This window comes from Kitasatospora sp. NPDC054795, from assembly GCF_053611565.1.
The window spans coordinates 1-24,563 of sequence record NZ_JBSHAP010000099.1 but is presented as its reverse complement, the minus strand read 5'-3'; the positions used below and the strand labels follow the sequence as shown (position 1 = coordinate 24,563).

At 70.9% G+C, this 24,563-nt stretch carries 23 protein-coding genes and 4 pseudogenes; 15 read left to right on the top strand and 12 right to left on the bottom strand.

Features of this window, described 5'->3' with window-relative positions:
• Positions 1-932 precede the first annotated feature (932 nt).
• A complete protein-coding gene (locus ACWGJO_RS29720) occupies positions 933-1,610 on the top strand; it encodes a CatB-related O-acetyltransferase (RefSeq protein ID WP_452188384.1) in 678 nt (225 codons plus the stop codon).
• A 35-nt stretch (positions 1,611-1,645) separates the two neighbouring features.
• Positions 1,646-2,320 carry a hypothetical protein gene (locus ACWGJO_RS29715; protein WP_452188382.1) on the top strand — a complete coding sequence of 225 codons (675 nt, stop codon included), beginning with the start codon at positions 1,646-1,648 and terminating at the stop codon, positions 2,318-2,320.
• A gap of 166 nt (positions 2,321-2,486) precedes the next feature.
• Here the strand turns inward: ACWGJO_RS29715 and ACWGJO_RS29710 are convergent, their stop codons facing one another.
• The gene (locus tag ACWGJO_RS29710) at positions 2,487-2,636 is read right to left on the bottom strand and encodes a hypothetical protein (RefSeq protein ID WP_452188380.1); all 150 of its coding nucleotides are present in this window, start codon (positions 2,634-2,636) and stop codon (positions 2,487-2,489) included.
• A gap of 13 nt (positions 2,637-2,649) precedes the next feature.
• On the opposite strand from ACWGJO_RS29710, the gene ACWGJO_RS29705 reads away from it, so the two are divergent.
• Positions 2,650-3,171 (top strand): hypothetical protein, encoded by a 522-nt coding sequence (locus tag ACWGJO_RS29705; RefSeq protein ID WP_452188378.1) that lies wholly within the window; start codon positions 2,650-2,652, stop codon positions 3,169-3,171.
• 190 nt (positions 3,172-3,361) lie between these two features.
• Here the strand turns inward: ACWGJO_RS29705 and ACWGJO_RS29700 are convergent, their stop codons facing one another.
• Positions 3,362-3,712 (bottom strand): DUF3703 domain-containing protein, encoded by a 351-nt coding sequence (locus ACWGJO_RS29700; RefSeq protein ID WP_452188377.1) that lies wholly within the window; start codon positions 3,710-3,712, stop codon positions 3,362-3,364.
• A 128-nt stretch (positions 3,713-3,840) separates the two neighbouring features.
• Positions 3,841-5,439, bottom strand: coding sequence for an MFS transporter (locus ACWGJO_RS29695; protein ID WP_452188375.1), 1,599 nt, complete (start codon positions 5,437-5,439; stop codon positions 3,841-3,843).
• Positions 5,440-5,652: 213 nt separating this feature from the next.
• On the opposite strand from ACWGJO_RS29695, the gene ACWGJO_RS29690 reads away from it, so the two are divergent.
• The 6 genes from ACWGJO_RS29690 to ACWGJO_RS29665 all read left to right on the top strand — a co-directional run bounded on the left by ACWGJO_RS29690 (position 5,653) and on the right by ACWGJO_RS29665 (position 10,757).
• Complete coding sequence (locus tag ACWGJO_RS29690; RefSeq protein ID WP_452188373.1) at positions 5,653-6,486, top strand: TetR/AcrR family transcriptional regulator; 834 nt, start codon at positions 5,653-5,655, stop codon at positions 6,484-6,486.
• 419 nt (positions 6,487-6,905) lie between these two features.
• Positions 6,906-7,409, top strand: coding sequence for a DUF4913 domain-containing protein (locus ACWGJO_RS29685; protein ID WP_452188371.1), 504 nt, complete (start codon positions 6,906-6,908; stop codon positions 7,407-7,409).
• Positions 7,410-7,586: 177 nt separating this feature from the next.
• The gene (locus tag ACWGJO_RS29680; protein ID WP_452188400.1) at positions 7,587-8,108 is read left to right on the top strand and encodes a SigE family RNA polymerase sigma factor; all 522 of its coding nucleotides are present in this window, start codon (positions 7,587-7,589) and stop codon (positions 8,106-8,108) included.
• Positions 8,105-9,013, top strand: coding sequence for a hypothetical protein (locus ACWGJO_RS29675; RefSeq protein ID WP_452188369.1), 909 nt, complete (start codon positions 8,105-8,107; stop codon positions 9,011-9,013). Before ACWGJO_RS29680 ends, ACWGJO_RS29675 begins: the two co-directional genes overlap by 4 nt.
• A 163-nt stretch (positions 9,014-9,176) precedes the next feature.
• Entirely contained in the window at positions 9,177-10,049 is an 873-nt protein-coding gene (locus ACWGJO_RS29670) for a serine hydrolase (protein WP_452188367.1), read from the top strand.
• A gap of 195 nt (positions 10,050-10,244) precedes the next feature.
• Positions 10,245-10,757 carry a DinB family protein gene (locus ACWGJO_RS29665; protein ID WP_452188365.1) on the top strand — a complete coding sequence of 171 codons (513 nt, stop codon included), beginning with the start codon at positions 10,245-10,247 and terminating at the stop codon, positions 10,755-10,757.
• Between the two features lie 7 nt (positions 10,758-10,764).
• Here the strand turns inward: ACWGJO_RS29665 and ACWGJO_RS29660 are convergent.
• Positions 10,765-10,935, bottom strand: a pseudogene (locus ACWGJO_RS29660) (IS630 family transposase); the annotation flags it as partial.
• On the opposite strand from ACWGJO_RS29660, the gene ACWGJO_RS29655 reads away from it, so the two are divergent.
• Complete coding sequence (locus ACWGJO_RS29655; protein WP_452188398.1) at positions 10,867-12,378, top strand: glycosyl hydrolase family 18 protein; 1,512 nt, start codon at positions 10,867-10,869, stop codon at positions 12,376-12,378. The pseudogene ACWGJO_RS29660 and the gene ACWGJO_RS29655 sit on opposite strands and share 69 nt — an antisense overlap.
• 230 nt (positions 12,379-12,608) lie before the next feature.
• A pseudogene (locus tag ACWGJO_RS29650) lies at positions 12,609-12,812 on the top strand (DUF6004 family protein); the annotation flags it as partial.
• Positions 12,813-12,831: 19 nt separating this feature from the next.
• Here the strand turns inward: ACWGJO_RS29650 and ACWGJO_RS29645 are convergent.
• From ACWGJO_RS29645 to ACWGJO_RS29620, 6 genes and pseudogenes are all read right to left on the bottom strand, one after another.
• Complete coding sequence (locus ACWGJO_RS29645) at positions 12,832-13,236, bottom strand: DUF2252 family protein (RefSeq protein ID WP_452188396.1); 405 nt, start codon at positions 13,234-13,236, stop codon at positions 12,832-12,834.
• A pseudogene (locus ACWGJO_RS29640) lies at positions 13,149-13,951 on the bottom strand (DUF2252 domain-containing protein). Before ACWGJO_RS29640 ends, ACWGJO_RS29645 begins: the two are co-directional and overlap by 88 nt.
• 404 nt (positions 13,952-14,355) lie before the next feature.
• Positions 14,356-15,486, bottom strand: a pseudogene (locus ACWGJO_RS29635) (PP2C family protein-serine/threonine phosphatase); the annotation flags it as partial.
• A gap of 202 nt (positions 15,487-15,688) precedes the next feature.
• Positions 15,689-17,137, bottom strand: coding sequence for a hypothetical protein (locus ACWGJO_RS29630; RefSeq protein ID WP_452188364.1), 1,449 nt, complete (start codon positions 17,135-17,137; stop codon positions 15,689-15,691).
• Between the two features lie 511 nt (positions 17,138-17,648).
• Positions 17,649-18,188, bottom strand: coding sequence for a potassium channel family protein (locus tag ACWGJO_RS29625; RefSeq protein ID WP_452188362.1), 540 nt, complete (start codon positions 18,186-18,188; stop codon positions 17,649-17,651).
• Positions 18,189-19,067: 879 nt separating this feature from the next.
• Positions 19,068-19,577, bottom strand: a complete 510-nt coding sequence (locus tag ACWGJO_RS29620) for a DUF1269 domain-containing protein (RefSeq protein WP_452188360.1) — start codon at positions 19,575-19,577, stop codon at positions 19,068-19,070.
• A 564-nt stretch (positions 19,578-20,141) separates the two neighbouring features.
• Here ACWGJO_RS29620 and ACWGJO_RS29615 point away from each other — a divergent pair.
• Both ACWGJO_RS29615 and ACWGJO_RS29610 read left to right on the top strand, forming a co-directional pair.
• Positions 20,142-20,795: a TMEM175 family protein gene (locus tag ACWGJO_RS29615; RefSeq protein ID WP_452188359.1), complete on the top strand. Its 654-nt coding sequence runs from the start codon at positions 20,142-20,144 to the stop codon at positions 20,793-20,795.
• 259 nt (positions 20,796-21,054) lie between these two features.
• Complete coding sequence (locus ACWGJO_RS29610) at positions 21,055-22,347, top strand: cation:proton antiporter (protein ID WP_452188357.1); 1,293 nt, start codon at positions 21,055-21,057, stop codon at positions 22,345-22,347.
• Positions 22,348-22,606: 259 nt separating this feature from the next.
• Here ACWGJO_RS29610 and ACWGJO_RS29605 read toward each other — a convergent pair whose 3' ends face one another.
• Entirely contained in the window at positions 22,607-22,750 is a 144-nt protein-coding gene (locus tag ACWGJO_RS29605) for a hypothetical protein (RefSeq protein WP_452188355.1), read from the bottom strand.
• A 58-nt stretch (positions 22,751-22,808) separates the two neighbouring features.
• Here ACWGJO_RS29605 and ACWGJO_RS29600 point away from each other — a divergent pair, with 58 nt between their 5' ends.
• The gene (locus ACWGJO_RS29600) at positions 22,809-23,126 is read left to right on the top strand and encodes a transposase (RefSeq protein WP_452188354.1); all 318 of its coding nucleotides are present in this window, start codon (positions 22,809-22,811) and stop codon (positions 23,124-23,126) included.
• Positions 23,123-23,572: an IS3 family transposase gene (locus ACWGJO_RS29595; protein ID WP_452188352.1), complete on the top strand. Its 450-nt coding sequence runs from the start codon at positions 23,123-23,125 to the stop codon at positions 23,570-23,572. The genes ACWGJO_RS29600 and ACWGJO_RS29595 overlap by 4 nt, the downstream gene beginning before the upstream one ends.
• 80 nt (positions 23,573-23,652) lie before the next feature.
• Here ACWGJO_RS29595 and ACWGJO_RS29590 read toward each other — a convergent pair.
• Positions 23,653-24,563: alpha/beta fold hydrolase (locus ACWGJO_RS29590; protein WP_452188350.1), on the bottom strand; the 911-nt coding region annotated here is incomplete at its 5' end.

Genomic DNA, 24,563 nt, shown 5'->3' with positions numbered 1-24,563 from the left:
CCCGGACCATCCCGAGCATGGACAACTCAATGGCCGGGTACCACGCCCTCTCCTCGACGCCGAGGCCAGGCCCCCAGGTGCGGCACTCCACGAATCCATGAACAGTCGTTCCCACGGCCCGAATTGTGCCGTGCCCACCGACCCGCGCATAGAGTGATCATTTGCAGTGATCACTTGCCGGACACGGCCCGGGCCGCCACCCGTCGGCAACCGTCGACATGCTCGTACGAGATCACGAATGCGCCGGAAGGCGCTGTTCCCGGGCACCTGATCAGATGACTCCCCGGGCGGGACGACTCACTGCGGGGCAGTGTCGTGGCATCCCCCCACGTCGCGGCATCCGCGCTGCGAGCCGATCCCCGGAGTGACCACCATACGCCGCACCACCGCCGTCCTCGCGGCAGCCGTCGTCCTGTCGGCCGTCTTCACCGTCCAGGCCGCCGCGGCACCCGCCGAGTTCGTCGCGCCCCACGCGAGGGCCGCCGCCCAGGTGGGCGTCAACGGCGAGTTGGAGCGGCAGAAGAACGTCGTCGACAGCTTCGAGGCGCCCCCGGGCGTCTACTGCGTCATCGTCAACCCGGTCGCCGACATCAACCCGTCCGACGCCCTGATCCTGGCCAACGGGGGCCCGGGGACCACCAGCGGCCCGCTTTCCCGCCCATGGGCAATCCATCCGCAGTGGACGGTGCACGCGGCACAGTCGAGGGCATGGTTCTTCAACCGAAGACCGGGGGCCTCCTGGCACACGAGGTGGTCCCATCAGCCGCCCACCGGGCCGTGTCACCGTCCGGACAGAGCGGGTGCCCCGGCCGGAACCGGTGGCGGTCGGCTCTCCGGCCCCGGCTCGTCCGGGGCCGGCGGACGGCCTGGGGTCGCAAGGCCGTCAGCGGTCGGGGTGGACCGTGCAGGCTGCGAACATGGATACGGTGTCCATGTCTTCGCACGAGATCCGGAGTGGTGCTGTCGTGAGTTCCGTCCCGCCGAACCCTTCGACTCTTCATCCGATGCCGGAACAGCCGCGTGTGGTCCTCCTGAAGCCCTTGGTGACATCGCCTCTGATCGAGGTCGGTGAGTACTCCTACTACGACGATCCGGACGGGGCGACCGAGTTCGAGACGCGTAACGTGCTCTACCACTACGGTCCGGAGAAGCTGGTCATCGGGAAGTTCTGCGCGCTGGGGACCGGGGTGCGGTTCATCATGAACGGGGCCAACCACCGCATGGACGGCCCGTCGACCTTCCCGTTCCCCATCATGGGCGGCGGCTGGGCCGAACACTTCGACCTCATCACCGGCTTGCCCGGCCGCGGAGACACCGTGGTCGGGAACGACGTCTGGGTCGGCCATGGCGCCGTGGTGATGCCCGGAGTCCGCATCGGCCACGGCGCCATCGTCGCGTCCGCCGCTGTCGTCGTCGACGATGTCCCCGACTACGGCATCGTCGGCGGCAACCCCGCCAGACTCATCCGCACCCGCTACAGCGCGCCCGACGTCGCCCGCCTGCTCGCGCTGGCCTGGTGGGACTGGCCGACCGAGCACCTCACACGGCACCTGCGCACCGTCATGTCCGGCACCATCGAGGAGCTCGAAGCCGCAGCGCCCGGCAGGTGACGGGTCCATGGCTCATTCGTCCAGGGTCGCGGGGCATGACGGACGATTCGGCGACAGACCTGCCCGACCCCGCAGCCGTGATCCGCGAGACCGACTGGGCAGCTCTGGAGTACGGCTTCGGAGACCCGCACCGGGTGGCCGCCGGACTGCGAGACCTGTTGCACCCGGACCCGACCATTCGGCGAGAGGCGCAGCGGGGCCTCCGCGGCGCCTTTCACGCCGAGGCAGGGGAGGCGCTGCCGACGACCATGCCGACCGCCGCCTGTCTGGCCGGTCTGCTCGCCGTTCCCCAGGCCGCCGGTGCGCTCGGCCTCCCCGATCCGCTCGCCCCCGGCCGCTCGATGCGCGCGGCCGTCCTCGACCTGCTGGGCCACTACTTCCTCTCCGCTGACGACCGGGCCCACGCCTCGTCGGGGCACGGTCCGAGCGAGACCGCTCTGCGGCGCCTGCGGCCCGCCGTCCACCGGGTCGTCGCCCCGCTGCTCGACGCCGAGGATCGAGCGGTCCGCCACTGCGCCGTCTTCACGGCCGTCTCCCTGGTCGAGCACCCCGGTTGGCGCGGCACCGCGCCGAACTCGCCGGCCGCGCCCGGCGCCTGCTGGAGGAGAGCGACCGTCCTGACCATCGGGACGTCGCCCTCGACGGTCTGCGCGCGTGGGGGTACGACATCGGCGGAGTCGAGTCCGAGGAGGACCGGGAGCGGCGGCTGAGGCTCGCCGTCGAGTCTCCGTTCTGAGCGGCGGGGGCCGGCGGCCGTCAACGGCGTGAGGGGGTGGGTGGCCACCGGGCCCGGCCCCGCCGCGGGTGCGCCGTCGGATCCGACGGCGCACCCGCGTGCATCGAGTGGTACGACTACTTCCTCTTGCCACGTTCCTCTCAGCGCGGCGGGTCGACCTTCTCGACCGGGCCGAAGTCGCGGAAGGTGCCGTAGGTGCGCATCTGGATGCCCCGCAGCTCGGTCTTCTTGTCGTAGCGGACGGTGCGGCCCTGGGCGTCGATCCACTGGTCGAGCTGGAAGCTCTCCACGGCCTTGCCCTTGATGTCCCCGGCCGACTGGGACCTCCTCGCCCGCACCCGGCCCGCCGACGCCCCCGCCCGGGACCTCGGCATCACGGACGGCCGGCAGCTCACGCTCGGCGGCACCACGATCGAGCTGCACCACACCCCGGGCCACAGCCCGGGCACCGTCTCGGCGATCTTCCCGGTACGCGCGGGCCGCCGGCGCCACACCGCCATGCTCTGGGGCGGCATGCTCCCGCCCACCGGGCTGCCGGAACTGCGTACCCACCTCTCCTCCATCCGGTCCTTCCGGGCCCGGGCCGTGCGGGCGGGTGTGGACGTGGAACTGTCCAACCACCCCAACGACTACGGCCTCCAGCGCGCCGAGGAGCTTCGCGACCACCCCGACGGGCCGAATCCCTTCGTCCTCGGCCGACCGCGCACCGAGCGGTTCCTGGCCGTGATGGACGCCATGGCGCGCGGCCGGATCGCCGACGCCGAAGCCACCGTGGGCCGGGGCGAACCAGGCCCGCAGGCCGCGGGAGCGCACGCGTGTTGCTGACGGCGGGCCCGAAGCGCCGCCCGCCCACGAACCGACCACCGAACTCCGGTGTTCCGCAATGACGTTGTCGGAAGCCCTGAACCCGCCCCGCCCCGCCCCGCATACGCACCCAACCACCGAGGAAGCCGGCGGTGTTCGGTGAGCCCACGGGTACGACGCGGGACGGGGCGAGGTTCTCCGGAGGCCGGGCCTACACCCGCAGCGCGCCGGCGTCGCGGAGCAGGGCGGCGAGGTCGTCGGGGATCGGCATGTGGGTGGCCAGCCCGACCCGGGTGCGGCCGGTGTTGCCGTCCGGGTAGTTCCCGGCCGCGGAGCCGGGCGCGGCGACGACCAGGCGCACCAGTTGGCCGAGCATCTCCCACACGTCACGGTCGCGGAGAGCGAGGCGGAACATCACGCCGTGGGTGCGGGTGTGGGGCCACGGCCAGGGCTGGGACAGGATGTGGGCCCGCTCCACGGCCTTCCAGCGCCGCGCCGTGGGCCCCGGGGTCCGGGCCGCGGCCATCTCGGCATCGAACGCTTCGAGCAGGGCGGACGGCATGGGAGCACGACGGGACACTGAGGACCTCCGGTGGTTCGGATTTCATGGGTTTCACACGCGGACGCGGCGGGGCGGTGCGGTTCGGGGACGGCCCCGCGGACGCAGGTACGGCACATAGGCACATCCGGTCAGGGCGAAGTCGCTCGGGAGCGCGGATCCCCTGCACGGTCCCCGCGCCGGGGCTCCCCCGCCGACCGGGAGGCCCCGAGCCCGGACCCGGGGCCCGAGCTTCGGAACACGGCGACGATGAGGGTCGCCGCGCCCGCCATCAGGACGGCGCTGACCACCGAGGCGATCCGGGCCTCCCGGGCGAAGGCCTCGAAGGCCACCTGCCGCAGGGACTCGGCCGTACCGCTCGGGAGTGTGGCGGCGGTCTCGACGGCGCCGCCGAGGGTGCTCCGCGCCGCCTCCAGTTGGCCGGGAGTGAGGGCGTCAGGGGCGTTGGCCGCCAGTTCCGAACGGTAGACGGCGGTGCCGATGCTGCCCAGGAGCGCGATGCCCAGCGCCCCGCCGAACTCGGCGGAGGTCTCGGTCGTGGCCGAGGCCGCCCCGGCCCGCTCCGGCGGAGCGGCGGACAGGATCACCTCGGTGACGACCGCGGAGACGGCGCCGATGCCGGTCGAGACGACGGTCATGCCGCTGACGAGGTGGACGATTCCCGAATCGGCCTGGAGCAGGGCCAGCATGGCGTAGCCGGCGGTGGCGACCAGCAGCCCGGCGGCGATCACGTTGCGCTTGCCGATGCGCGGGGCGATCGCGGTGGCCAGCGCGATACCCACGGGCATCACGAGGAAGGTGGGCAGGGACCACAGGGCCGACTCCAACGGGCCCATTCCCAGGACGAGTTGCATGAACTGCCAGTTGAACAGGCTGAAGCCGACCAGTCCGAAGGTCGCCAGCGCGTCGATGAGCAGGGGCACGTTGAACCGGCGGGTGCGGAACAGCGCCATGTCGACCATCGGGTTCGCGGACCGGTGCTGGCGGCGGAGGAACGCCGCTCCCACGGCGAGTCCGGCGGCGCAGCAGGTCAGGGGAATCCATCCGAAGCCGTGCTCCGCCACGGCCTTGACGCCGTAGATGACGCCGAGGACGGCCACCAGGGACATGGCGGCGCCGAGCAGGTCGAACCGGCCCGGCGCGGGGTCGCGGTGTTCGGTGAGCAGCAGCGGGCCGAGGAGCAGCAGCAGGGCCATCACCGGCACGTTGACCAGGAAGACCGATCCCCACCAGAAGTGCTCCAGGAGCAGACCGCCGATGATCGGGCCGAGCACGGCGCCGCCCGCGAAGCCCGCCGTCCAGACGCCGACCGCGGCGGCCCGCTGCCCGGCGTCGTGGAACATGTTCCGGATCAGGGAGAGGGTGGAGGGTGCCAGCGTGGCTCCGGCGATGCCCAGCAGGGCGCGGGCCGCGATGAGCGTCCCGGGGCTGGTCGAGTAGGCCGCCAGGACCGAGGCGGCGCCGAAGGCCGCGGCGCCGGTGAGCAGCACCCGCCGGCGCCCGAAGCGGTCGCCGAGCGTGCCCATGGTGATGAGCAGGCCGGCGAGGAGGAAGCCGTAGGCGTCCATGATCCAGAGCTGCTCGGAAGCGCTCGGGCCGAGGTCCGCCGCCAGGGACGGGAGCGTGATGAACATGACGGCCATGTCCATGGAGGCCAGGACGCAGGGCAGCACCAGCACGGCGAGGCCGGCCCACTCCCTGGATCCGGCGCGTTTCTCTTCTCCGGCCATGCCCTCTCCTGAGCGGTGTGTGTGGATCCGGGCAGGCTTGACCGTCCCGGGTGCGTACTAAGTACGCGTCGACGCGTGCAGAGTACGCATGCGTTCCGGAGCAGCACAACAGTATTTCTGAGCTGCGGTTTTATATGGAAATTCGCACGCACTCATGCTGCCGGACTAGAATTTCGTCACGATCCTCGATGTGTGACGAAAAGGAGTTCCCCGATGTCCGTGCAGCCGGCGTGCGCGTCCTGCGGAAAGGGACTGGAGCCCGCGGACCGGGGCCGGCCCAGGCTCTACTGTTCCCGCGCATGCCAGGCGAGGGCCTACCGGGCACGCAGGGCGGAGGACCCGGCCGACGCCCCGGTGGGCCACGACGGGGTGCCGCACCTCACCGTCGAACGCATCGTCCGGGCCGGGATCGTCGTCGCGGACGCGGAGGGGCTCGACGCGCTGTCGATGCGCCGCGTCGCCGCGGAGCTGGGCACCGGCACGATGTCCCTGTACCGGCACGTGGCGTCCAAGGACGATCTGGTGACCCTGATGGTGGAGGCCGCGATGGCCGACGTGCCGATGCCCGACTCGCCACCGCGGAACTGGCGGCACGGCCTCGAACGCGCCGCGGAGCACGACTGGGAGCTGTACCACCGCCACCCGTGGATCCTGCCGAGGGTCGTGGTGACGACCCGCTCCTACTTCAGCCCGGCCCTCGCCGCGGACAGCGAGAGCGCCTTCTCCTCGTTCGACGGGCTCGACCTCGAACCCGCCGACGCCTTCCGGTACATGTTCGTGTTCGCCTCCTACGTGCAGGGCGTGGCGGTGACCCTCGTCAGCGACCTGGAGGCGGAGCGGCAGTCGAGGACCGGCGCAACGCCGGGGGCGACGGACCCGTACCGCACGCAGGACCCGCTGTACGAACCCGGGGCGTACCCCCGGCTCGCCCGCGCGATGCGCGCGGGCGCCGACCCGTGGGACCTCGACGCCCTGTTCACCTCGGGCCTGGCCGGCGTCCTGGACGGCATCGCGGCCGATCTCGCCCGGAAGGGCATCGACGCCTGAGCTTCGCGGGCCCGGCGCGCGAGTTCGCTTCTCGTCGCCCGCTCCAGCGGCAGAGCCCCGGGTCAACGACCTGGGGCTCTCGCGTTGTCCGGGTCGATCCGGCCCCGCCGCACCGGATCCGTGCCAGCGGGGCCCCCGGGGAACACACGGGGCCTGTCGGGCACTCGCGTCGCCAGGAGCGGTTGTCGGCCGAACCGGCGAACCGGACCGGCCCCTGGAGGCACCGACAAGTGATCCGGGCAAGCATCGCAACGCCACTGCCGGGGAAGTGAGTAGGGACGGATCAAGCAGTTGGATCGGCCGCACGCACGCACGGGTCTTCGGGTCGGAAACAACTCCGGCTTCGTGGAGAACGGCCGCCGCCGCCCATGAGGTCGCGATGACGAAGGCGAACGAGGCCGGCGAACTCGACCACCACCGTGAACGCAACGCGGACGGAGAGGCCCGAGGTCCGCCGGCACGGCGTCATCCTCGACCGTCTCGGCTCCGAAGCCGACGACACGCCGGGGTCCAGCTCCACCGAGCCGGATCCCGGGGCCACGGACGAACCCGAACCCGATGCCGCTCCGTCGCTGTTCATCCTCGCAATGGGCGGCGCCCAGTACGCCACCGAACTGGCCGAGCTCCCCTTCTGGGTCACCCACATCCTGCTGCCCGTCCACGGCCGGGAGATCGGCTGCACCCGCCCGTGGTGCGTGAAGTGGCACGAGCACCCGAACGCCGTCGCCCGCCTCCACACCTTGTGGCCGGCCTGGCAACAGCTCACCACCGCCGAGGCCGGCCACGCGGGCCCCTCCACGTGGCACCGCGACCACCTGGACCACACCCTGCTCCGACTGCGTGCGCCGGACGGCCCGTTCGCGGTACGCACCACCAGCCCGTCCCGGCCCGCCCACCGCTCGGTCAGCGGTGCGGGCAGGTAGGCGGGCATGTGCGTGCCGTCGACGAGGCCCCGCGAGACCCCGCACCCGAGATAACGCTTGGGTCACGACCGAAGACCGCGTGCAGCAGCCGCGAGCCGGGCTTCGTCAGGTTGGGCGGGGGAGCCAAGGGGGCTTCGGGAAAGGCGAAGATGCTCAAGAGTCGCGAGCCGGGTGACCATGCGAACCGCTGACGTCCCTGCCTTCACGGCATTCGTGCACGCGCGGTCGTCGGCCCTCTTCAGGACCGCGCTGCTGCTCACCGGCGAGCGTCATGTGGCCGACGATCTGGTGCAGTCCACGCTGGAACAGGTCTGTCGACACTGGCGCCGGGTTCGCTCCGCCGACTCACCGGACGCCTACGCACGCCGGATCCTGGTGAATCTCGCCAACGACCGCTGGCGCAAGCTGCGCGGACGTGCGGAAGTGCCCCTGGACGACGGCATCGGGGCCGGGTACGTCGATCCGTACAAGGGCCTCGTGGTCCGCGACCAGCTGATGCGCGAGCTGCAGTCCCTGCCGATCGGCATGCGCACCGTACTGGTGCTGCGGTACTTCGAGGATCTCGACGACACGGAGATCGGCCACTTGATGAACATCTCGGCAAGCTCCGTCCGGTCCCAGGCGGCCCGGGGCCTGTCGAAACTCCGGTCGACCGTCGACGCACAGGTACTGCACGCACGTTCGGGAGGGGCGGCATGAAGGACTACGATCTGGAGGAGGAGCTGGCCGCAGCCATGCTCGACCGTTCACGGCAGGAACCGCCGGGCAGCTACGACGTCGATGATCTCATCGGGTCGGTACGGCGGCGCCGCCGGCGCCTGCGGACCGGTGCGGCGGCGGCCGTGGTGATCGTGGCCCTGGGCGCCGGCTTCGTGTCACAAACGGATCATGACCGCGCCTCGCTGCCCGCCCAGGCGTCCACCCCGTCGAGTACCGACACGCCTCCTTCACCCGCGTCCACCAAGCCGTCCTCGCCCACGGCATCGGCACCGGCCTCCCCCGCCGGCCCGGCCCGGACCACGGCCGCCCTGTTCCTCTCCGCCCTGCGCTACCAGAATCCGGCCACCCGCTCCGAGGTGGATCCGGCAGAGGTGGCAGCGCTGTTCGCCGACAAGTCCACGTACCAACGGATCTGGGGCACTGACTCCCACGGTGTGACCTGCGGCGCCTTGGTCGACGGCGTGCTGGTGTCGGGTGAGGTCCTGCTGTACCAGGGGACCGAGCGGCTCGACCGGACTCCCTCCCTGAGCTTCGACAGGGCCACGGGGAAGGTGACCGACCTGACCTGCGTAACGACCCCCGGGGACACCAAGGGGGACGACCCCACGGTTTCCGGCTTCTACGGCGGGCTGGTGGCGGCCGCCAAGTCCGCTGACTCCACGGCGATGGCGAAGCTCGGGAAACAGTTCGTGACCGAAACCCTTCGCTCCGAGCAAGGTCCGACCGCCGGCACCTGCTCCTTCACCAGCCCCCCTTTCTGGCTCGCCGACGACCCCTCGTCCGCGACCCTCACCCACGGATGGACCGTGAACCTCGGCGGCCCGCACACCTTCCCGATCGAGATCGACGAGAACGCGAAGATCGCCGGCTCCTGCGGCGGGTGAGCCGCACCAGCCTCCGCTGAGGCGGACGACACCGGACCCGGCACGCACGGCGGCGTGTCCGGCAACCCTTCCACGCCCTGACAGGGCCCCAGGTGATATCCGCATGCCCGGACATCGGAAAGCGAGTGCCCATATGAAGCATCGGACAGCCTTCGTCATACCCGTGCTGGTGGGCGCCGCCCTGGTGGCTCGCGTCCTGATCCCGGCCTCGGGAGCGACCGAGGGCACCCCTCCCGACCCGCTGTCGACGTCGACCGCGTCAGCGTCAGACACGCTTTCCGGGCCAGAACTCCCCTTCGTGAGTACGACAACACCGGAGCAGGCCGTGCGCCTCGCGCTCGACGGGCTCGGGGCGCACCACGGCCGGTACGCCCTCGCCGTCGAGGACCTCACCTCGGGCCGCTCGGCCGCCTACGGTTCGACCACCGAGGCCTTCATCTCCGCGAGCATCATCAAAGTCGACATCCTGGCCGCCCTGCTGCTGCAGGCGCAGGACCGCGGAGGCCAGCTCAGCCCTGCTCAGCGACAGCTGGCCTCCGACATGATCCGCTTCAGCGACAACGACGCAGCGCAGGAACTCTGGATCGACATCGGCAGACGCCAGGGCCTGGACGCGGCCAACGCCCGACTCGGCCTCACCCCGGCACACGCTGGCCAGAAGGGGCCCTGGGGACTGACCCGGACCACCGCCCGCGACCAAATCTCCCTCCTGAAGGCCGTGTTCACGCAGGACTCCCCCTTGAACGCCGCGTCCCGGTCGTACGTGCGGGCCCTCATGCGCGCCGTGACCGCCGGGCAGAACTGGGGCGTCGGCGCGGCAGGAGCGCCCGGCGACCTGCCCGTGCTCAAGAACGGCTGGCTTCCTGACGGGGCATCTCAGCTGTGGGTCGTCAACAGCATGGGCATCGTCGAACGTGCGGGACACACGCTGCTCGTCGTCGTACTCACCGACGGTCAACCCACGCGGGAGGCCGGCATCGCGCTCATCGAACAGACCGCGGCGACCGCGGTCGGGGCACTGGTGCGCACACCCTGAAGACCCTCACTCGATTCCCGTGCCGCCGGCGCGCCGGCGGCCGCAGCCCGCCTCGGAGCTGCTGTGGGCCCGGTTCGGCGGTGCGCTGTCGGTCGCGGCGGTGGCCGTCCCCTAGCTAATGCCGCATCAGGCAACGTTCGCCCTGTAGTGAGGCCCCGCCTGTCGACGGCTTCGGCCGCTGGCGATTGTCGACCGATGAGCGCCATCAACCGCCCTATGCCGCCCCTGAACGCCGACGAGCGCACGACGCTTGAAAGCTGGCTCGACTTTCACCGCACCACGCTGGCCATGAAGTGCGAGGGTCTGGACGATGAGCAGGCCGCCGTCGCGTCCGTGCCGCCGTCCGGCTTCAAGTTGACCGGCCTGGTCCAGCACATGGCGGAGGTGGAGCGGAACTGGTTCCGCCGCGTGCTCGCCGGAGAACAGGCCCCGCCCATCTACGACCCGCAGGCCGACCCGGACGGCCCCGACGGCGGCTTCGACCTTGCTGCGGGCGCCGCCCTGAGTGACGCCCTCGCCACCTGGAACGCGGAGATCGCCCGCGCCCGCGAGCACTGCGCCGACCGTACGCTGACCGATACAGGCCGCTTCATGGAGCAGGACGTCAACCTCCGCTGGATCTACGTCCACATGATCGAGGAGTACGCCCGCCACAACGGTCACGCCGACCTGGTCCGGGAACGCATCGATGGCACCACCGGCGTTTAGCGCCGGATCAGGCAGCGTTAGCCCTGTCGACGACAGCGCGTAAGCGCTGGTCGTCGGCGTGGCGGTTTCGCCAGATGATGTAGCGGTGGATCATGCTGCCCTGTTCCTTGTGGCTGGCGTGGTCGGTGCCGTCGAGGGTGAAGTAGCGCAGCGCGGTGAACTGGGCCTCGATGCGATTGTCGCCGCCCTGGACAAGCTGCTCGCCGAGCTGCCCGAGGGAACCGCCCCGGTGATCGTGATCACCGGACCCGGCGGAGCCGGCAAAAGGACCCTGGTCTCGTACTGGGGCCGCCGACATACCGAGCGGCACCCGGACGGGCAGCCCCTCATCCAGCTTCGCGCGGGAGGCGTCGGCGGCTCGGCGCCCGCTGTCGACACCGCCCGTTCCCTGCTACGGGGGCTCGGAGACCGCGACGTAGAACAACTCTCGTGGAAGGAAGCCGACTTACAAGCACTGTGGCGGTCCAGCGCCGCCACTCGACGGCTGCTGGTGGTGTTGGATAACGCGGTCACCGCCGACCAAGTGGTGCCTCTGATCCCCGCCACCAGTGCGTGCCTGGTCGTCGTCACCAGCCGCTCGCCGCTGCCCGCACTCGCCGCTCCCGGTGCTCATCATCACCAGCTGGGCCCGCTCGCGCCCGTCCACGCCGTCCAGCTGCTCGGCCGAATCCTCGGCGAGGGCCGGGTGCGCGCCGAGCCGGCCGCCGCCGAGGCGCTCGCTCGCGCCTGCGAGGGCAACCCGTTGGCCCTGGGGCTGGTCGCCGGCGCGTTCGTCCTCACCCCCACACGCTCGCTCGCCTCCCACCCGGCGCTCACTGCAACCGACTTGGAGAGTCTCCCCATGACCACCGCCGTCGCCCTCGCCTCGCTGCCCGAGCCCGAAGCACGCTTACTCCGGCTCGCCGCGCTGATCCCCGGGGGCGCGACCATCGGCATCAGCGCCCCGGCCGTCCCCGAAGCGCTGAAGGCCATGAACGTCCCGCTCTTGATCGCCGCCGGTGCGGACCGCGTCAACCTCCTCGCCTTCGACCTCTTCGGCAGCCCGTGGGCAGAGCAGATCACCCACCACGCACCGCTGAGGCACGACCCCCGGAACAACGCGCTCAACAGCGTGGACAAGGCCGTCAGGTACCTGGTCGACGAGGTCAAGGTCACCCCCTCCCGCATCCACCTCGCCTACGCCACCGACAGCCGCAACGCCCAGCAGGCCGTCCTGACCTCCCACTCGCCCCTGCAGGGCCGGTACGCGCCGAAGAACCAGAACGCGGACAGCACGGTCGGCTCGTTCAAACCGGGTGTGAGCCTGCTGGCCGACCTCCTGCGCAACTACGTGGACCTGACGGCCGGCACGGGCCGCAACGGCTTCGTCCTGCGGACCGACACCGTCGCCGACGCCGACTACCTCCACAACCCCGACAGCCAGGTCTTCATCTCCCTCGACACCCCTCGCAGCGTGAAGGCCAAGGCCGAGTACGCCCTCCGGACGGGTCTCGGCGGCCTGATCGCCTGGCGCGCCGCCGGCACCGGCGTCCTCGCCAACGCCGCCCGCGAAGGCCTCGGCCACACTGCCACCGAGACCCTCGTCGACATGAAGCCCCTCTACACCGTCAACGAGAAGTAGCCGGACCGACCGTGGCAGACGCCCCGGCCGACAGAACCCGCCCTGTGCGGCGGCTCCGGACGGGGCAACCACCCCGATCGGGTGAGTTCACGGCGCTCGGCCCCGGGGCCTGCGGCTCGACGCGCCAGCTTTGACATGACCGTTCCGCGCGTCGTCCCGGTCCACCCGGGGCGGCCAGTCCACCACCGGAGGTACCCGAATCGAGCAGCGCCCAGGAGACGTACGAGTCGCTGAAGCTCGAAGGCAAACCGATCCGCGCGCACGTCCTCGCCGCCGCGACGGTGGTCTTCGGTGACGACTACGCCGCGGGTCGCCGGGAGACCGTTCCCCTCTCCGGCTTCGCGCAGGTGAACACGTGGCCCATGCCCGGGTTCGAGCACCGCGTCGACGAGCAGGGCCGTGCCTCCTTCGGCATCGAGCTGGCGAGCACGCCCGAGGTCGGCCTCAAGGGCTTCAGCTACGAGCTGGACGACCGCATCCAGATCGTGTCTTCGACGGCCGGCTGGATCGGAGAGGGTAGGCGGCCAGGGCGATGCGGTCGCCGGAGCGTGCGTGCGCTCGGGCCAGCGTCCAACCGCACAGCCGTGCGTACGATGCCATGCCTGAGGGGATCATCTCCTCGATCGGTGCGGAGAACTTCCAGTCGCGCAGCTGGCGCACGTAGAAGTCGCGGTCCACCCCGTCCTGGCCGGTGACGCAGGTCCAGCCGAGGAAGATGTCGCTCTGGGCCTGCATGAGGTGCTGCCCGGCGACGACACTTGCTGTACTGACTACGCCCGAGGTGCGGAGGGCTGGGCCTCCTTGGCCTGCAGGAACAGCGGTTCGACACCGTCCCCGGCGTCCAGCAGCACGATCCAGGCGCGGGTACCGACGCTCCCGGCCCCGACCACCTTGCGGGCCATCTGAACCAGTGTGAACTGGTTGAGCAGGTGTCGCCGGTCGGACTGCAGGGTGCGACGGTACTTGCCCAGCACCGTGCGGATCAACTCGTAGATCGCGTCGGCCTGCACATCACTGAACACCTCCTCGACGGGCACGATCGTCGGGGGGCACTGATGATCTGCCGCCGACCGTCGACCAAGGCGGTGAGCTTGCCCAACGCCTGCGTGCTGTCACGGGTGTGAGCCTTGGCCAGCATGGCCTCGGCCGCCTTGAACCTCTTCGCCTTGACCTGGGACCTGAACTCCCCCATGACCTCCTCGATGTCCAGGTGCGCGTACCAGACGTCCAGAAAGGTCTGCTTCGCGAAGCGGCGCATCGCCTTGCGATAGCCCTGTGCCGCCGCCAGGACGATCTTGCGACTGGCCTTGTCGGAGAAGTCGTTGTCGCGCCCCGCCACCGCCAGGCTCGCGGCCAGCCGCTTGACATCCCACTCGAAGGGCCCGGGCAGAGTCTCGTCGAAGTCGTTGACGTCGAAGACCAGTCGTCGCTCCGGCGAGGCGAACGCGCCGAAATTGGACAGATGCGCATCCCCGCACAGTTGGACCTGAAGACCCGAGGTGGGCGTGGCCGCCAGATCCGCCGCCATCGGCAGTGCGGCCCCGCGGTAGTACGTGAAGGGAGACACCAGCATGCGGCCGTGCCGTACCGGCACCAGTTCCGGCACCCGCGACGCGGCCTGGCCCAGCAGCAGCCCGACCGGATCCCGCGATCCGCCCGGCGCGAACTCCGCGTGCGCCTCCAGCGGCACTGTCTCGCGGGCATCCTTCCCCAGCGCCACCCGGTCCGCCCGACTCAAAGGCATCGCCGGCGCCACACCCCGGCGGGTTGCCCCGGCATCAGGCTTTCCGCCTGTCGGGCCCTTCTTCTTCACCGTCATGGCCACTCCCGTCGGGCCGCAGCCACGCGTGCTGCTGGCAGGGCAAAGCACTGTAGATATTCATAGATGCGCCTATTCCACGTAGCCAGTACCACGGCAGGACGGAATCCCTCCGCAAGGATGAGCTGCCGTCACGGCCCCCCAGCCCCTCAATCCGTTTTCGCGTGCGGCCCGTCCCCAGAAGCCGTGTCCACCCCGAGCGGCAAGCCGCGTTCGGCGTGCAGGTAGCGGGCGGTGCCGTCGGGCCCGATCAGGAGCGGCGGCGGGTGCCCGGCGGTGCTCCAGTGCAGCATCCAGCCCTCATCTGCGGGCTCGATGCGTACCAGGCAGGCCGTGGTGATCGGGTTGTCGGTGATCGCGTCCAGGGTGCGGTCGAGCTGTGTGAGGACGGCGCTGGGCGGGGTGCGGCGGTCGTACAGCAGGGCGCGCAGCATGTTGCGGGTCTGGGCCATGGTGGCGGCGGCCTTGAGGTCGTGGCCGACGACGTCGCCGATGACCAGGGCGCAGGCGCCGTCGGGGAGCATCAGGGCGTCGTACCAGTCGCCGCCGACGTGGTCGGGGGTGGCGGCGGGCCGGTACACGGCGGCGGTCTCGAACGGGGCGAGGTCCGGCAGTTGCGGGAGCAGGAGGCGCTGGAAGTACTCGGCGCCGGCGCGGACCTGCCGGTAGAGGCGGGCGTTCTCGATCGCGAGGCCGGCCGCTCCGGCCAGTGCCACGACGATGTCCTGGTCGTGACGGTCGAAGGGCTGCCCGTCACTCCGCTGAGTGAGATACAGGTTCCCGTAGACGCGTCTGCGGGAGCTGACCGCGACCCCAAGGAGCGTGCGCATCGGCGGGTGGCCGGGCGGGAACCCGACCGAGTCCGGGTGGGCGCCGATGTCGGCGACGCGCAGCGGTTCGGGGTGGTAGATGAGATGCCCGAGGAGTCCGCGGCCGTGCGGAAGCGCGACCCCGGCCAGGTCCGCCGTCTCCCGCTCGCTCAAGCCGACGGGGATGAACTCCTCCAGTTGTTCGCCGTCCTCGCTCAGCACACCGAGCGCGCCGTACGTCGACCAGCCGCGGTGGTAATCACCCGTCGGAGCACGACCGGGAGCTCCAGCTCCCGGCCCACCGCCATCACCGCGTCCAGCAGATCCTGGAAACGGCTCTGGGCATGGGCCAGATCCCGCAGCCGCCCGACGATCCGATCCATCTCGTCGTCGAGGCGATGGCCGGCGCCCGGAATGTCCGGCCATGCTGACCCGTCCTCCGGATCCATCAGGCCCGCCTCCCTCAACCTGCCGAACAATCGCCACCACAGTCACATCGGCGCGTCCTGGCTTGCCCTGCAGGCGCGACCGCGTGACCCCACCCGGACGGTAGTCCCACCGTCAGCATCTTCGGCCCAGGGTGCCCTTCGCCCGGAACGGCGTCCGGCCCATGCCGACGTGCAGGTCATGCCGATGTGACGCGGGGCGCTTTCCTGTGCGGCGCCCGGGCATCGGACGCGCTTCAAGCGACCGGGGGCGGGGCGCTCGCGCGACCGGCGCCGGGCGGCGAGGTATCGGGGGCCGGCCCCGTGTCGAGGAACTCCCGGATGGCGAAGCCCACCAGCACCACCACCACGATCCACCACACCACGGCTGCCGTCGGGTAGCTCCAGGTGGCGAGGACGATCGCCGCCACGACGAAAATCCCGACTCCGATCCAGCGCTTGTACCGGTGCACGAAACGGCCGACCGGCCCGAGGCGCATGCCGTGTGCCGTCGACACCCCGCGCAGCGCGCCGATCGAGGAGCTGCAGGCGGTGCGGATCGCGACGGCAAGCCTGGAAGGACCGATCAGCAGGGCGCCGACGGCCGTCACCAACGCGGTCACGCCCACGGCGCGGATGCTCGCGCGCAGGAAGCGGATCAACGTGTCGTAGATCGCGCCGGCGGCCGCCTGTGACGCTCCCGGCGGCAGGTGATCGAGGTAGAACGACCGGAAGACCGTCAGCACGACGCCCAGCAGGAGCATGGCGATCGCCACCCCGAGAGCAGCGCCGATCAGGCCGTGTCGCCGGTTCACGGCGGTGAACACACCGGCGGCGGCGACCAGCACGGCGATGATCGGCAGCCAGGTGCCCATGATCTCCAGGAGCCGGAAGTAGCTCTTGAACTTGCCGATGTCCTTCGACTGGTAGATCACGAAGCTGGTGTGCACCTCCGGGATCTTCGCGGCGGGTCCGAAGCCCGAGGCCACCAGCTGGTCCTTGACCTTGGCGACGAAGGGTCCGATGTCGATGGCGACCTGGTTGTTCTCCAGCGAGACCGCGCCACCGCCCTTGCCTGTCAGCGCCTTGTCGAGCGAGGAGTGCACCGCCCGGTTCGCGTCGACCCACAGGGTCTCGAACTGGTCGCTGGTCACTACCTTGCTGACGGTGGTGCTGACCAGTTGGGTGAGGCCGCTGGTGATCGGGCCGCTCAGGCCGCCGATCAGGGTGCCAAGCTGGGGCGGTACACCTTGCTGGACGGCGGCCTGGGAAAGCTGGTTCACCACGGCCTTCACGTCGATCTGGGCCAGGACCTCGGACGTGACCCGGCTGGTGAGCGCGGCCTGAACGTCGGGGTTGCTCGCCAGCGGCGCGACCGTGGCGACGTACCGGTCGGTGTCGCCGATGATCGAGTTGGTCCAGACCGCGATGACCGCGAGCAGCGCCAGCAGGGAGGAGATGACGATCAGGACGACCGAGCCGACGGTACGGAGGCGGTGGTGACGCGTCCTGGGCGGCGGTGTCGACGCCTCGAGGGCGATGATCCGGTGCCGCAGCTCGTCCAGCTCGACGCTCTCGGCGGTGGGCTGGGACTCGGGCGCCGATTGCGGCAGTCGGCCGGTGCCGGGCGGTTCACCGTCGCGGCCCTGCCCGGGGCTGCTGTCACCTGGCCGTTCGGAAGCCGGCTCGGATTCATCGCTGGGCATCGCGTGCTCCCTGCGTCGGGTCCTCTGGCAGAGGCGGGGGACAGACGCACTGATGACGCGCCTCCTTCAGGAAATGCCACGAGTAACACGACCGCCACCCGGTGTGCTCGCGCGGGTGATCCCGTATCCGAAGTGCGCCTGGCGCCCGTCGGGTGCGGGTCGACGCCGCACAGCGCGGCCCGGTGTCCGGAGTTCCTGTCAGTCAGTAGGGTCCGGGCGCCGGGCTGTTCGTTCGCCTCGGCCAATCCGCCCCCGTCGGACAGCGCAGGCAGCCCGGCCGGTCACGGACACACGGCTTGTAGGGCTTGCTACTGGGACCGGGCAGTGGACGGGTGCAACCGCGTGAGAGCGGGACCGGGTCCGGTCAACGTGATCTACCGGGACACGAAACTCGGGCAGGGCAGCTCCACCCTGCGAGGAACAGCTCCTGGAAGCGGCGGGGCCGGGTGCGCCGGGTCCGCGTCACCGGCCTGGTGTCCGGTGGTCGTGCATGTGTCCTGACGACTGGGCGCTATGGGCTTCGGCGATGCAGCCCGATCTGGATAGCGTTGGCGACCAGGCGAATCACCAGGCCCAGAACGATGAGGTCCAGCACCATCTGGACGGTGACCACGAGTCGAGCGGCTTGACTCGTCGCCGTGATGTCGCCGAATCCGACGGTCGAGAAGGTGATGATGGAGAAGTACAGGGCATCGAAGCGGCTGAGCGGCTGGGTGAACGATGTCGCCTGCGCGTGCTCCATGAGGAAGTAGGCGGTCGCGAAGAGAAGGATGAAGAGCGGCAGTGTGAAGGCGAGGGCTTGGACGGCGCGAAGGCCTGGATACTCGGAGTTGGTGATGTCGCGGAGCTGCCAGGCCACCACGACGCACAGTCCCAGGATCCCGAGTGTCAGTCCCGTCGCCGTCGCACCGTTCATGGCGTGATCCATCGGGATCAGGAAGTAGATAGCCAGGACCGCGGTGATCCGAGCGATCGTGCCCAGGGCGGTGACGAGGACGGCGCGTCGGGAGGGTCTCCTGCGCGGCATATCATCAAACAAGGGTGCCGCCATGTTCGTCCTCCTACTCCGGTGCTATGACGTCGTTCTCGCTCGTGTGTGGCGCCCCCCGCCTCGGCCCGCTTCTGCAGGCCGACTCCCTCAGTCGTCGCCCGCAGCACTGCCCGCACCATGTCCGCGACACCACTCGCTGAGGCCCTCGGCGCAGCCATCGCCGTGGTAGACGCCGACACCGCCATCGAGTCGTAGCGGCGGCGATGCCCGCCAAGCGACACCTGCGCCCCCCGACGACGGCCCCACCTTCATCGGAATCACGGTCGACCGGAGCGGTCCAGGAGACATTGCCTCCGGACCTGCTCCGGCCGACGATCGTGGTCACGCGTCGGTCCGGCTCGGGGCAAGCCCCCCGCCCGCGCTACCGGCGGGAGGGAAGGCCTCGGCGAGGATGACCGCAAGGTGGCGCTCCTCTACCCCCGCGTCCCGCGCAGCCCGAATCCGCGCGGCGACATCGCCGGGCAGACGGCCGACTGGTGCCGTCACCCAACTGCCCGCGTCGTCAGGCCCCTCGGGGACGCCGCCGGTCATGTCCGCCTTCCCGAGGCCGGGCAGGCCGGCTCGTGCCACGTAGTGGCCACGGCGGTCCCGCCCGGCAGCAGGTGCTCACTGGTCCAGATCCGGCAGCAGGAAGCCGGCGACGGGGCGGACGCCGCCGAAGGATCCGAATGAACGGACATGGCGGCAGGTGCGGCCGGTCGGCGACGCCGCCGGCGCACTGCGGGAGAGCTCGTCACTCCCGGTGTGTCCCACACCGGTCACCCACTCAGCCCTGAACCCACCCGGATGGGGGCACGCAACGCAGCCGGAGAACCGTCTGGAAGCAGGCCGATCCGCGGATTCCAGCCGCCCAAGTGGACCCGGCCCGCGAACGGCTGGTCAGCCGAGTTCGCTCGCGGCTTCCCGGACGGCCTTGTCGATGTCCTTGGTGCTGACATCGAGCTGCTTGGCGACCTCCTTCTCGGCCTTGAGCCCGGCCTTCTCCACGGCCTGCGCGACGGTGCTCTCGCCGACGATCACCAGGGCGGCCTGCCCGGCGTCGATGAGCTCCCCGAACTCCTTGACGTCCGCCCGGGACATGCCCCGCCACAGGTGGCCGCTCACCCCGCCCACGGCCGCGCCGGCGATGGTGGTGCCGATGATCGCGGGCGGGAAGAGCAGGCCGATGAACGCGCCGATGGCGGCGCCGCCCCACGCCCCGTGCCGGGTGGCCATCTCGTCCTTGTTCACGTGCACCTTGCCGCTGTCGTCCGTGGTGACCACGGAAGCGTCGTAGGTGCCCACGGCGCCAAGCGCGTGGAGGTCCTTGACGACGTCGTAGTCGGCCCTGGCCACGACCTCACTGGGGTACGTGCCGATGTAGATGAACACTGCGTCGGGCTTCGCCACTTTGTCCGTCCTGTCTGTCCTCGCCGCGTCCGGAGGCTCACGGCGATCGGGGTCTGAAACCGCAACACGATGCCGACGGGCAGCAGAAACCTGCTGCAGTCCGCGGGCGGGCGGTCTTCTCCAGGGTGAGCTTCGCCAGCCTGCCCGGCACTCTGGGAGCAGGTGAACCACGCACAACGTGGCCCCCTGCGAAGTGATCTCGATCGAGGCGGCCCGGAACCAGCTGCCCTTGGAAGGCCCGGGTCCGCCTCGCCCGGACCCCGCTCGACAACGGGAGCCCGACCCGCTCCGCGATGAACCTTCCGCGTCCCACCGCTACGCCGTCCGGCCCAACCAGGACGGGCGGTATCGGATTCGGTGCGAGGCCGCTGTTCGGATGAACGACGCGATCAGCCCGCCCGCCGCAAGCGCCCAACCGGGCCGATCGCAGAGCCCCCCGACCGGCCCTGCCGGCCCACACCCGCCACCAAGGCGCAGCGCGCCGCCGTCGACGGGCGCGACACGTTCGCCGCAGCGACTGTTCGCCTGCGGTCCGCCCCGCCGCGCGGCTGTCACACTGCAGCCATGACAGAGGGAGGGACGGAGCAGGATCGGACCCGCCGTCAGCTCCGAACCGCTCGGATGGAGGCGTTCAGCGACGGGATCTTCACGATCGCCGGCACGCTGCTCGTGATCGAGATCGCGGTTCCCCCTGGTTCGACGCACCTGTGGCACGCAGTCGTCGAACAGTGGCCTTCCTACCTGGGCTACCTGGTCAGCTTCGCCACCATCGGGGCGATCTGGCTCGCCCACTCGGTCATCACCGAGTACCTCGACCACGCGAGCCTCTGGCTGATGCGCCTGAACCTGATCCTCATGCTCGCCGTCGCCTTTCTGCCGTTCCCGACCAAGCTGCTGGCCGAATACGTCCGCCAGGGTGACTCGGAACGCGTCGCCACCAGCTTCTACGGCCTCTCCCTCCTGATGACCACCGCCCTGCTGTCCTTGTTCTGGCGGTACGCCGTCCACGCCGGGCTGGTGCGCGACGACGCGGACGAATCGGACGTGCAGATCCTCACCAGGCGCCTCACCCCCGGACTCATCGGATACGTCACGCTGATCGTCCTCGGACTCGTCGTGCCGGTCGCCGCGGTCATCGGATACCTGGCGATCTCCCTCTACTACCTCGTGCCCCTCGGCACGGCCATACGACAGCGCCGCATCCGCCACGCCACATGAAGGCGCGGGGAGCAGAGCGTCCGTCAGTGACCATGCGCCCCCACGGACCCGATGAGCCGTGCTGACCCGATGGCAGGTGCCGACCGCAGAAAGGGGCATCATCACCGATGACGACACGACCCGAACCCGGAGGGCGCGACGCGACACCCGAGCCCACCCGGGCGCGCCGAGCTTCGCACACCGCTCGCCCGGCGGCACGCGCCGGCCGTGCGTCCTGTCCGGCCGGGCATCGCGTCAGCCGCAGATCCGAGCTGACACGGTGACCGCCTCGGATCTGGCGATCGTCACCGGGCTGGTCTTCGTCTGGGGCATGCTCTCGGCGCGGCTGGAGAGCTTCGACATGACCGCGCCCATCGTGTTCACCGCAGCCGGCGTCCTGCTGACCCACGGCCCGCTGACCTCGCTCGGGATCACCCCCAGCCCGGAAGTGGTGAAGGTCCTGGCCGAGGCGACGCTGGCGCTGGTGCTGTTCTCCGACGCCTCCCGAGTCGGGCTGCGCCAACTGCGTCCGGACATGGGACTGTGCCTGCGGCTGCTGGGCATCGGGCTGCCGCTGTCCATCGGCCTCGGCACGCTGGCTGCCTTCATGCTGCCCGGCGTGGGTGCCACCTGGCTCGCCCTGCTCGTCGGCGCGGCGCTGGCTCCCACCGATGCGGCGCTGGGCGCTGCGGTCATGGTCAACCCAGCTGTCCCGGGCAGGATCAGACGGGTACTCAACATCGAGAGCGGACTCAACGACGGAATCGCCACCCCCGTCGTGCTGGTCGCCATCGCGGGGGCGTCCACTGCCGAGCACGTGGGCGACACCGGGCCCGGGAAGGCCGTGGCCGAACTCGCGCTGGGCCTGCTGGTCGGCGCCGTGGTCGGCGGTGGCGGCGGCCGGCTGATCAAGCTGTGCCGCGACCGCGACTGGGTCGCCGACGGCTTCGCCGGCGCCGCCGTCCTCGGCCTGGCCCTGTGCTGCTACGCCACCTCCGTGGCACTGGACGGCAACGGCTTCATCGCGGCGTTCACCGGCGGCCTGGCCTTCACAGCCGCCGGCGGCCCCGCGGCCAAACTGGTCCCCTTCGTCGAGGAGACCGGCGCCCTGCTCTCCCTGCTGGTCTGGCTGACCTTCGGGGTGATCGCGGTGGTGCCGGCTATGGAGGACCTGACCTGGCAGACGGCGCTGTACGCCGTGCTCAGCCTGACGGTCATCCGGATGCTGCCGGTCGCCCTCGCCCTCGTCGGCACCCGCCTCGGCCGGCCCGCCGTCCTCTTCGTCGGCTGGTTCGGACCCCGCGGCCTGGCCTCCGTCGTCTTCGCACTGCTCGCCCTCGAAGACCTGGACGGGCCCATGGCCCGGCCGGCGGTCACCGCGATCGCGTTCACCGTGCTGCTCAGCGTCCTGGCCCACGGCCTCAGCGCGGACCCGCTGGCCAAGCGCTACGGCCCCCGCCTGGCCGTGCCGCAGGGACCACCCGCCGCACGGACCACTTCGGCGCCGCAGGTCGACATCCCCGAACGACGCCTCATCCGCCGCACCCCGGCTGGCAACCGGCTCGGGGAGTAGAGAAAGGGGGCGGAGAGCTCGTCGACGCCAGCACCTGGACAGGGACAGTCGGGGGGCGGGCGCGGCGCAGCCCGGCCGCTGTCGAATGAGCGGCCGGGCTCGAAGCGGGCGACGCGCAGAGGTAGGCGGGCGGCGATCCGCGCTATCACCGGCCGGCTCTGCGCGCGTGCCTGGCCAATCCGCGGGTCGCAGGTGGACCAGATTCCCGTGGCCTGGTGGGCAGGGCCACGCCGGGCGGCCCGGAATCGAGTCCGACAGGTCAGCGCACTTCGGTCGCGGCTTCGCGGACGGCGCTGTCGATGTCCTTCGAACTGACGTCCAGCTCCTTGGCGACCTGCTTCTCGGCCTTCAGCCCGGCCTTCTGCACCGCCTGCTCGACGGTGCTCGCACCGACGATGACCAAGGCGGCCTGACATTCCCCTCGTAGCGTGGAGTCGTGACCAGAGGGGAAGTTGAGGGTCATGGCGGGGAAGAGGCGCTCGTACAACGCGGAGTTCCGCGCGGGTGCGGTGCGGATCGTGACAGAGACCGGGAAGTCGGCCGCGGAGGTCGCGCGGGACCTTGGCGTGCAGCCGAGCACATTGCAGAACTGGGTCCACCGCGCGCGGGCCCGGGCGGACGCGGATGCGGCGGGAGGCCTGAGCGAGTCCGAACGCGACGAACTGCGCCGGCTGCGGGAGGAGAACACCCGCCAGCGCAAGGAGATCGCCGAGCTCGGGATGGAGCGCGATGTCCTCAAGCGATCAGTGGTCCTGTGGGTGAAGGAGGCGACGAAGTGACGGTTGCGGGCTTCATCGCCGACCAGAGGACCGAGCATGGCGTCCCGCACACGACCGCCTGCCGGGCCCTGGGTGTGTCCGAGTCCTGGTTCTACAAGTGGCGCCGCCGCCCGGCCGAGCCGACGATGCGCGAGGTTCGGCGGGCTGAACTGTCCGAACGGATACAGCACTTCTTCGTCGCATCCGGCAACACTTACGGCTCGCCCAGGATCACCCTGGACCTGTGGGCCGAGGGCTGGCAGGTCTCGGAGAACACGGTCGCCAAGATCATGGCCGAGATGGGCCTGCAGGGCCGCAAGCCCCCGCGTCGGCGCCGCTCTCTGACCCGCCAAGGCAAGCGGAAAGCGGCCCGTGACCTGGTCAATCGCCACTTCGACGCGGTGGCGCCGAACGTGCTGTGGGTCGGCGACATGACCGAGATCGACACGAGCGAGGGCAAGCTCTAGGCCCGAGCCGAGGCCCGTCAGGAAGCTCAGGCCGCATAGCGAAAGACTCCACGATTACAGGGGATTGACACAGTCGTTCGTCAGGCCGTCACGCGGGCGAGCCAGCAGAGCAGTTCGGCTACCACCTCGTCCCTGTTCGTCTCGTGCAGCACCTCGTGCCGGGCACCCGGGTAGACGCGGTGGGTGACGTCCGTCAGCCCGGCCGCACGGTAGCGGCGGGCGACCAGGCCGCGCGGACGCAGGCCGGCCGCCACCGGGTCCCGGTCCCCGCCGGCGATGTAGACGGGCAGGTCCGGCCGCACCCCGGCCGGGGCCGCCAGCCGGGGCGCGGCGGCGGCCAGGTCGGCCAGGCCGTCGGCGTCGAGTGAGAAGCCGCAGAGCGGGTCGGCGAGGTAGGCGTCGACAGCTGCGCGGTCGCGGGTGAGCCAGTCGGCGGGCGTCCGGGCCGGTTCGAAGGGCCGGTTGAAGGAGCCCAGCACGTCCGGGCCGGTGCCGTCGCCCAGCAGGGCGGCGAGGTGGTCGAGGGCCGTGGTGCCGAACAGGGCCAGGCCGGACAGCCGCTCGGAGTGGTCGAGGACGTGCTGCTGGGCGGCGAAGGAGCCGAGACTGTGGCCGAGCAGCACCAGCGGGACACCTGGGTGCCGCCGGTGGACGATCGCGGACAGCCGGGCGAGGTCGCCGACCAGCGCGTTCCAGCCGTGCGGGCCGAGCCGTCCCTTCCCGGCGTGCATCGAGAGCCCGTGCCCGCGGTGGTCGCCCGCGTACACGGCGTACCCGGCAACGGTCAGCGCCTGCGCGAGGTGCCCGTACCGGCCGCTGTGCTCGCCCATCCCGTGGGCGATCTGCACGACGGCGCGCGGCGGGCCGGCGGGGGTCCAGGTGTGGACGTGGATCTCCACGCCGCCGGGGCTGGGGAAGGCGAACATCTGCTGCTCCTGCGGGGGTCGGTACGGGACGGCCCGGGCGTGGGGGGCGGCCAAGGGCCCGGGAG